Source organism: uncultured Maricaulis sp. (genome assembly GCF_963976135.1).
In the GTDB taxonomy this organism is placed as follows: Bacteria; Pseudomonadota; Alphaproteobacteria; order Caulobacterales; family Maricaulaceae; genus Maricaulis.
This window is the reverse complement of record NZ_CAXBKN010000105.1, coordinates 1-8,091: the sequence shown is the minus strand read 5'-3', so window position 1 is coordinate 8,091 and position 8,091 is coordinate 1. Positions and strand designations below refer to the sequence as shown.

10 protein-coding genes are annotated in these 8,091 nt (G+C 63.0%); 8 read left to right on the top strand and 2 right to left on the bottom strand.

Annotated features, from left to right (window positions below; translation table 11 throughout):
* The coding region (locus tag AAC023_RS12425) for a hypothetical protein (RefSeq protein ID WP_339741514.1) at positions 1–242 on the bottom strand (242 nt) is incomplete at its 3' end.
* Positions 243–373: 131 nt separating this feature from the next.
* Here AAC023_RS12425 and rpmH point away from each other — a divergent pair.
* The 7 genes from rpmH to dapD all read left to right on the top strand — a co-directional run bounded on the left by rpmH (position 374) and on the right by dapD (position 5,872).
* A complete protein-coding gene (gene rpmH, locus AAC023_RS12420) occupies positions 374–508 on the top strand; it encodes a 50S ribosomal protein L34 (RefSeq protein ID WP_091766596.1) in 135 nt (44 codons plus the stop codon).
* Positions 509–513: 5 nt separating this feature from the next.
* Positions 514–891 carry a ribonuclease P protein component gene (gene rnpA / locus AAC023_RS12415; RefSeq protein ID WP_339741513.1) on the top strand — a complete coding sequence of 126 codons (378 nt, stop codon included), beginning with the start codon at positions 514–516 and terminating at the stop codon, positions 889–891.
* A 14-nt stretch (positions 892–905) separates the two neighbouring features.
* Positions 906–2,696, top strand: a complete 1,791-nt coding sequence (yidC, locus tag AAC023_RS12410) for a membrane protein insertase YidC (protein WP_339741512.1) — start codon at positions 906–908, stop codon at positions 2,694–2,696.
* Between the two features lie 68 nt (positions 2,697–2,764).
* Positions 2,765–3,343 carry a ribosome biogenesis GTP-binding protein YihA/YsxC gene (yihA, locus tag AAC023_RS12405; RefSeq protein WP_339741511.1) on the top strand — a complete coding sequence of 193 codons (579 nt, stop codon included), beginning with the start codon at positions 2,765–2,767 and terminating at the stop codon, positions 3,341–3,343.
* Positions 3,344–3,356: 13 nt separating this feature from the next.
* Positions 3,357–4,352 carry a DUF1036 domain-containing protein gene (locus AAC023_RS12400; protein WP_339741510.1) on the top strand — a complete coding sequence of 332 codons (996 nt, stop codon included), beginning with the start codon at positions 3,357–3,359 and terminating at the stop codon, positions 4,350–4,352.
* Complete coding sequence (locus AAC023_RS12395) at positions 4,342–5,055, top strand: pyrimidine 5'-nucleotidase (protein WP_339741509.1); 714 nt, start codon at positions 4,342–4,344, stop codon at positions 5,053–5,055. Before AAC023_RS12400 ends, AAC023_RS12395 begins: the two co-directional genes overlap by 11 nt.
* Entirely contained in the window at positions 5,048–5,872 is an 825-nt protein-coding gene (gene dapD, locus AAC023_RS12390) for a 2,3,4,5-tetrahydropyridine-2,6-dicarboxylate N-succinyltransferase (RefSeq protein WP_339741508.1), read from the top strand. Before AAC023_RS12395 ends, dapD begins: the two co-directional genes overlap by 8 nt.
* A gap of 369 nt (positions 5,873–6,241) precedes the next feature.
* On the opposite strand, the gene AAC023_RS12385 is transcribed toward dapD, so the two are convergent.
* Positions 6,242–7,519, bottom strand: coding sequence for a TIGR03862 family flavoprotein (locus tag AAC023_RS12385; protein WP_339741507.1), 1,278 nt, complete (start codon positions 7,517–7,519; stop codon positions 6,242–6,244).
* A 126-nt stretch (positions 7,520–7,645) separates the two neighbouring features.
* Here AAC023_RS12385 and AAC023_RS12380 point away from each other — a divergent pair, with 126 nt between their 5' ends.
* Complete coding sequence (locus tag AAC023_RS12380; protein WP_339741506.1) at positions 7,646–7,987, top strand: aspartate decarboxylase; 342 nt, start codon at positions 7,646–7,648, stop codon at positions 7,985–7,987.
* Positions 7,988–8,091: the final 104 nt, after the last annotated feature.

The following is an 8,091-nucleotide window of genomic DNA, read 5'->3' as shown; positions in this document are numbered from 1 at the left end:
CCCGGCAGCGAGATGGTAACGGCGAGCATGTAGAACAGCGCATAGGCGATACTGGCCAGCAGGAGATGTTCAGCAATCCAGCGCCCCGCTTCAGCTTCACCGAACGCGCCAAGCAAGGTCTGCGGCGAGCCCCCCAGAAACAGGGCTGCCAGCATGGCACCCAACAGCAATCCGCCGGCCAGAAGCCGCAGGCGGATAGGCGTCTTCGCGGTCTCTGGATCGATTGATGCCGGGTCTTTCATCGGATATTCCTACACCGTCGCTGCAATTACGGCACCCCGAACTGATGCGAATAACCGCCGATGTGCTTGACGCCCGCTCTACATATGCGTATTAGCGCCGCTCTTGAATTGATCGCCGATGGAGCGCGACCGTGAAACGCACTTTTCAACCGTCCAAGCTCGTCCGCGCACGCCGGCACGGCTTCCGGGCCCGCATGGCCACCAAATCTGGTCGTATTATCCTGGCTCGCCGCCGGGCCAAAGGTCGCAAGCGGCTCTCCGCTTAACGATCATGGACACCACGCCGCCAGCCATCGACCGGCTGAAAAAGCGGCGTGAATTCCTGTACTGCGCGCAAGGCAAAAAAGCCGTCCGCTCTGGTGTTGTCATTCAGGCACGCCAGCGGGACGGCGCTTTGCGTTTGGGCGCAGGCTTCACAGCCACGAAGAAAGTCGGCAATTCGGTTGTACGCAGCCGGGTGAAGCGACGCCTGCGCGAAGCGGCGCGGCTGCTACTGCCCCTCCACGGACGGCCCGGCTTTGACTATGTATTCATTGCACGCGCGACCACCGCCGATCGGGCCTGGCCGTATTTGCTGCAAGATGTTGAAAGTGCATTGGTGAGCCTCGCGTCCGACGAGGCCCCGGGCAACGCGAAACAACGAGCCTGAGAGGCCTGACTGTCATGGGCGGAGAACAACGCAATCTCTTTATCGCGCTGGGGCTGATGCTCGTCATCATGCTCGGCTACCAATTCCTGATCACGGGTCCCGCGCAGGAACGCCAGCGCGCGGCACTGGAGGCCGAACAGGCCCTGGTGCTCGAACAGGAAGCCGACCCCAATCTCCCCGCGGCCCTGACAGCCCAGCCGACCGTCTCCGCCCTGGACCGTCCCGAGGCCCTGGCCACGGCCCAGCGCGTCGAGATCAACGCGCCGAGCGTTGAGGGTTCCTTCTCCCTGACCGGTGCCCGCTTTGATGATTTGCGCCTGCGCCGCCATACGGTCGACGTCGGCGGCGACGAACTCATCTCCCTGCTCAATCCGATCGGCAGCGAGGATGTCTTCTATGTCCGCGATGGCTGGCAATCGCCAACGCCGGGCTTTTCCGACCTGCCCGGCGGCACCACGGTCTGGTCCCTGATTTCAGGCAATGTCCTGACCACCGAGACCCCCGTCGTGATCGGCTATGACAGCCCGTCGGGCCTGCATTTCGAACGCACGATCAGCATTGATGAAAACTACCTCTTCACCGTCTCCGACACCGTCACCAACACAACGGGCGGCGATGTCGAGCTTCAGCGCTACGGCCTGGTTCGCGATGAAGGCATGCCAACCGACCTGACCAATAATATGGCCGTGTTCGAAGGCGCGCTTGCCGTGGTTGACGGCCGCCTGATCCAGCGAAAGTTTTCCAAGCTCGAAGATGGCGAGGAAGACGAAGCCAGCGGCGTTGGCGGCTGGTCGGGTATCACCATGCGCTATTGGATGGCGGCTGCCATTCCATCCCAGGACCGCAGTTTCACCGCCCGCTTCCGCACCATCGAACGCGCCGGCATCACCGCCTTTGAATCGAGTTATGTCGAGACCGCGCAAATCCTGCCCGCCGGTGCCTCGCTGGAATCGACCTCGCACATCTTCGCGGGCGCCAAGGAACTCGACGTGCTGCAGGCGGCCCAGAATGACCAGGGCATCCAGAAGCTCGACATGGCCATTAATTGGGGCTGGCTCTGGTTCCTGGCACGGCCCTTTGTCTGGCTGTTGCACCATCTGGAAAACCTGACCGGCAATGTCGGCCTCGCCATTCTTGCCCTGACGCTGATGGTCAAGATCGTGATGTTCCCGCTCGCCAACCGCGCCTTTGCCTCAATGGCGAAGATGAAAACGGTGCAGCCGAAAATCGCCGAGATCAAGGAACGCTACGCCGCCGACCAGCAGAAACAGCAACAGGCGATGATGGATCTCTACAAGAAGGAGAAGATCAATCCGCTGGCCGGCTGTCTGCCGATCCTGCCGCAGATTCCGATTTTCTTCGCGCTCTACCAGACCCTGTTCAATGCCATCGAGATGCGCCATGCGCCCTTCTTCGGCTGGATCCGCGACCTGGCGGCACCGGATCCGACCAATATGTGGAATCTGTTCGGCCTCCTGCCCTTCGACCCGTCCAGCTGGCCGATTCTCGGCGGCGTGCTGGCGATTGGCATCTGGCCGATCCTGATGGGTCTGACGATGGCCGCGCAGCAGGCGCTAAACCCGCCGCCGCCCGACCCGATGCAGGCGAAAATCTTCGCCTTCCTGCCCTTCGTCTTCACCATCATGCTGGCGGGCTTCGCCTCCGGCCTGGTGATCTACTGGGCCTGGAACAATGCGCTGTCGGTAGCCCAGCAATATGTCATCATGCGCCGTCACGGCAATGAGACCCAGCTCGACAAGCTGATCGCCCATATCCGCGACCGCATGAAGGGAGACCGGAGCTGACCGCCACCGATGATGATCTGGATCTGACAACAGGCCGCCGCCTGTTTGCGCGCCCGTGTAAATTCCTCATGGGTGCGGTTGATCTCGACCATTTGCCGCCGCCGGATCGGACCGAAGTGGCCTTTGCCGGCCGCTCCAATGTCGGCAAGTCTTCCCTGATCAACGGACTGACCAACCAGGTCGGACTGGCACGCGCTTCCGGCGAGCCGGGCCGCACGCGCGAGCTCAATTTCTTCAATCTCGAAGGCAGCAATCTGCGCCTGGTCGATCTTCCGGGCTATGGCTTTGCCAAGGCGCCCAAGGATGTGGTGGAGAAATGGACCCGGCTGACGCGCGCCTTCCTGCGCGGACGTGTCAATCTCAAGCGCGTCTATCTGCTGATCGACAGCCGCCACGGACTCAAGCCGGTCGATCATGCTATCATGGATGTGTTCGACGAGGCCGCCGTCAGCTATCAGCTCGTGCTGACCAAGTGCGACAAGATCAAGCCGCCGCAGGTCGCGCGCACGATCGAGGAATCGCTGGCCGCGATCCGCAAGCGCCCGGCCGCCTTTCCCCGCGCGGTCGCGACATCGAGCAGCAAGCATCAGGGGCTCGATGATTTGCGGGCCGAGATCGCCGCGCTGCTGCCGGATGCCACAGGATAGGGAGCCGGCCGCCATGCTGCTGCGATTACTGATCCTTCTCGGCCTGTCACTCTGCGTCACCGCTCCGGCCCGCGCCTATGATATCTGTAATGAAACCAGCTATGTCGTCCATATTGCGACTGGCTGGCCTGTGGCTGGCGGTGTCGCCATACAGGGCTGGACGCGGATGCGCCCGGGTGCCTGTCAGGAAGTCGCGACAGAGGTCGAACTCGCCGACGATCAGCCGCTCTATTTCTATGCCAAGACCAGCGATGCCTATCTCGGCGGCGTGCGCGAATGGCGCGGCACCACTGCCCTGTGCGTGGACGAGGCCGATTTCGAAGTCGTCGCGAATACCCGCTGTGCCTCGCTTGGCCTGGCGTCGCGAGATTTCATCGTGCGCGAGGGTGACGCCCGTAACCGCACGGTTCTGGTCGGCCCGGACAATTTCAACACCCATGCGGAAATCGCCGGAATTCAGCGCCTGCTGCAATCGGCCGGCTATCCGATTACCGCCGTCGATGGCTATGATGGCCGCGGCACCGACCGTGCCATCTCCCGCTTCCTGAGCGATGCCGAACTGTCATCACGTCCCGCCAACCCCGCCCTGATCGATGCCCTGGAATCGCGCGCCATGACCCGCAATGCCCAGAGCGGGCTGACAGTCTGCAATCAGTCTGACGGCGATATCGCGGCGGCGATCGGTTATCGCGCCGGCGAAATCTGGCAGTCGCGCGGCTGGTGGCGCCTGCATGCCGGCGAATGCGCGCGTCTTCTCGCCGCACGGCTCGAGACGGCGAACAGCTATTTCTATGCCGAGCGCATCACGGCCGTAATGCGGCGGCCGATCAATGGCGGCACGGATGCCTTCTGCATTGCTCCGGCCCGCTTCCTCGCCGAGGAACGCACCGGCTGCACGGAACGCGGCTATGCCACGGCGAATTTCCGCCGCATCCCCGACCCCGTCGATGGCGGGGCACGGGTCACGCTTGAGGAATCCGATTTTGCAGGCCCACGACGTGACCGCTAACCGCCCGGACCTCACCCATATTGATCACTGGGTGTTCGATCTCGACGACACACTCTACCCCTCCGATGCCCCCGTCATGGCCCAGGTCAGCGCCCGGATGACCGAATATGTCGCGCGCTTGCTCGACCTGCCGCATGACGAGGCGCGCCTGTTGCAAAAGTCCTACTGGCGCGAATACGGCACGACGCTGCACGGGCTGATGGCCAATCATCCGCTCGATATCCGCGAATATCTCGACTACGTGCATGATATCGACCATGGCGTCATTCCCGCCAATCCCGGCCTGATCCGGCAATTGAGCGCCCTGCCCGGCAAGCGCCTCGTCTATACGAATGGCTCGCTCAAACATGCCGAGAATGTCCTGGCCCATCTGGGCATCGACCATTTGTTTGACGACATTTTCGACGTCGAGGCTGCCGGCTTCACGCCCAAGCCCCACCGCGCCGGGTTCGACCGTTTCGCAGCCCGTTTCGACCTGCCGGTCCCGAGTTCCGTCCTGTTCGAGGATTCGGTCCGCAATCTGAAAACCGCCCACGAAATGGGGTTCACAACCGTCCTCATCCGCGCGAAGGAAGGCCTGCGTACCGAAGATCACAGCCGCGCCGGCGAAGACCCCGACCATGTCCATTTTGCCGCCGATTGCCTGACAACCTTTCTGGGCGAAATGCGGACATCGACGACACCGGAGACCGATTATGACTGATAGCCTCCAGACCATTATCGAATCTGCCTGGGAGAATCGCGACAGCGTCTCGACCGAAACCTCCGGCGAAATTCGCGATGCCGTGGAAACGGCAATCGGGCAGCTGGATAGCGGCAAGGCAAGGGTAGCCGAGCGGTCGGGTAATGGCGAGTGGACGGTCAATCAATGGCTGAAGAAGGCCGTCCTGCTGGGATTCCGTCTCAATCCAATGGGTCTGATCGATGGCGGCGTTGCCGGGGCCGGCTGGTGGGACAAGGTGCCGTCGAAGTTTGAAGGCTGGGGCGAAGACGAATTCAAGGCCGCGGGCTTCCGCGCCGTACCGCCCTGCGCCGTGCGCCGCGGTGCCTATATCGCGCCGGGCGTGGTGCTGATGCCGTCCTATGTCAACCTGGGCGCCTATGTCGATGAAGGCACAATGGTCGATACCTGGTCGACCATCGGCTCCTGCGCCCAGATCGGCAAGCGGGTGCATATCTCCGGCGGTGTTGGCATTGGCGGCGTGCTCGAGCCTCTGCAGGCCGGACCGGTGATCATTGAGGACGATGTCTTCATCGGTGCCCGTTCAGAAGTCGCCGAGGGCGTCATCGTGCGCACCGGCGCGGTGATCTCGATGGGGGTTTTCCTCGGCCAGTCGACCAAGATTGTCGACCGCGCCACCGGCGAGATCACGCGCGGCGAAATCCCGGCCTATTCCGTTGTTGTTCCAGGCACATTACCCGATCCCAAAGGCGGCCCATCGCTGGCCTGCGCTGTCATCGTCAAGCGCGTCGATGCCCAGACCCGCTCGAAAACCTCGATCAATGAGTTGTTGCGCTAGTTTCGCCTGACGCCGCGGTTTCCGTTGCGCGGAAAAACTCTACCAGTCTGCCATCCTGTCATTATCGGGCTAAAGCCCTGCTGGCAAAGGCCCGGACGCGATGACAGGACGTGTGGCAGAGACTGTCAGCCTGCCATGGCAAAACCGGCCTTGCGCCAGGGTAACACCCGCCGCCGCGGGCCTTCCGGCGCGGCGCGGGCGCGCTTGTGGTAATCAATCGACGATGTCAAAGAGCGAAATCGGCATGATTATAACCCCGCACCGCCGGGGGGCGGACAAGGCGAGGGATAACCGGGCCGGAATAACCGGGACAGCCACAATTGAATCGCCGGACACCTTGTCGATCTCGGTCTATTGCACCGGTCGCGTTTATTCGGCCTGGGGGCCTTCATCGGCCACGACGTCGGACACCGTCCCGTCTTCCGGCGGCGTCTGCAGCTCCATCCAGACCTCAATCCCGCGTGCCGCAGCGATTCCGGTCGAGAAACAGGCCTGCAGCAGATAGCCGCCGGTCGGCGCTTCCCAGTCAATCATCTCGCCGGCGACAAACACACCTGGCAGGGCCTTGATCATCAGACCGATATCGAGCCCGTCGCGGGCAATGCCGCCGGATGAGGAAATCGCCCGTTCCAGACCCGTCTGGGCGGTGATGGTGACCGGCGTCGCCTTGATGCGGCGGGCGAGATCGGCCGGCTCGGTGGGCAGGTTGCCGCTCTCGCGCAGCAGGCCGATTGCCTGCGGTGACAGGCCGGCCTTGCGCAACGTGTTGGCCAGGGATTGGCCTTTCTTCGCCGAGGCGATGCGCTCGGTGACCTCGGCAATCCTGTGATTGGGGCGCAGATCGATCGTCGCCGTCACCGGATAACCGGTCGCCAATGCCTTGCGGATCGGCGTCGAGAGCGCATAGACCGCGCCGCCTTCCAGGCCGTATTCCGAGATCATCGCCTCGCCGCGCACGGTCTCGCCATTGAGGCTGATCGCGATCGTCTTCAGCGGCTGGCCGGCGAAGCGCGATTTCATGATCCCGCTCCACGCGATTTGCGCACCGCAATTGGCGGCGGCGAGTTCTTCAACCGCAACGCCGCGCGCGCGCAACAACTCGGCCCAGCCGCCATCGGAACCCAGCTTGGGCCAGCTGGCGCCGCCGAGCGCCAGCAGAACGGCATCCGTCTTGTCGATGACGACATCGCCATCGGGCGTGTTGAACAGCAATTCGCCGCTCTCGCCCCAACCGGTCCATTGATGACGCATCCGGAACTGCACACCCTGCCCGTCAAGCCGGGCGATCCAGGCGCGCAGGAGCGGCGAGGCTTTCATGGCCTGCGGGAAGACGCGGCCGCTCGAGCCGACAAAGGTTGCCTGGTCGAGGCTCTCGGCCCAGGCGCACAGATCGGCCGGGGTGAAGATTTCCAGCCAGGACGACATCCAGCCGGCGGCCTCGCGATAGCGCGCCATGAAGGCTTCGCGGTCGTCGGAGTGGGTCAGGTTGAGCCCGCCGCGTCCGGCCATCAGGAATTTGCGCCCCAGGGTCGGCATGCGCTCATAGACGGTGACGTCATGGCCACGCGCACTGAGACGTTCCGCAGCGATCAGGCCGGCGGGGCCGCCACCGATAATGGCGATTTGTTTGGGAGATTGTTCGGTCATGGGCGTCTTCTAGTCTTTTCCCGGGACAACAGCCAGAAACCCGACCAGTGCGCTGATGCGCCCCTGTCACGCGGGGCTCGAATCTGATGCAATAGCCGCCAGACAAGAACCATGAAGGAAATTGCCGTGAGCGATGTGAAAGCCAAGACCAATCCGGATGCTGCCGATCCGACCGCGCCCTACGGCTCCGCCAATAACCCGTCGGAATTCGATGTCCTCAAACGGCTCGATGCCAATGAGCCCTATTTCATCATCCGCGGCGGCGATCCCTTGTCAGACGCGCTGGTCGAGCTGCACGCCTATATCGGCGCCGGCCAGAGCGGTGCCGCCCATGACACGCTGGAACGCATCCTCGCCCTCACCGCCCAGCACCCGCCGCGCCCGGTCGGGTCACCCAAATACCGCGAGACCTTCAAGATCTCGATCTCGATGGAACGCTATCGCGAGACGCACGGGCGCGGGCATTAGGTCTCAATAAGGCGTCCCATCCTTGTGCACGAAGGTGCCGGTGCCCGGCCGGTCATAGCGCTCCGGCAGGGCCTTCATGTCGATATCGGGGTATTCGGCGCCAT

What these genes read in the sequence shown, in the direction of transcription:
- rnpA (WP_339741513.1), top strand. Translation starts at nt 514, where the DNA reads ATGGACACCACGCCGCCAGCCATCGACCGGCTGAAAAAGCGGCGTGAA.
- yidC (WP_339741512.1), top strand. Translation starts at nt 906, where the DNA reads ATGGGCGGAGAACAACGCAATCTCTTTATCGCGCTGGGGCTGATGCTC.
- yihA (WP_339741511.1), top strand. Translation starts at nt 2,765, where the DNA reads ATGGGTGCGGTTGATCTCGACCATTTGCCGCCGCCGGATCGGACCGAA.
- AAC023_RS12400 (WP_339741510.1), top strand. Translation starts at nt 3,357, where the DNA reads ATGCTGCTGCGATTACTGATCCTTCTCGGCCTGTCACTCTGCGTCACC.
- dapD (WP_339741508.1), top strand. Translation starts at nt 5,048, where the DNA reads ATGACTGATAGCCTCCAGACCATTATCGAATCTGCCTGGGAGAATCGC.
- AAC023_RS12385 (WP_339741507.1), bottom strand. Translation starts at nt 7,519, where the DNA reads ATGACCGAACAATCTCCCAAACAAATCGCCATTATCGGTGGCGGCCCC.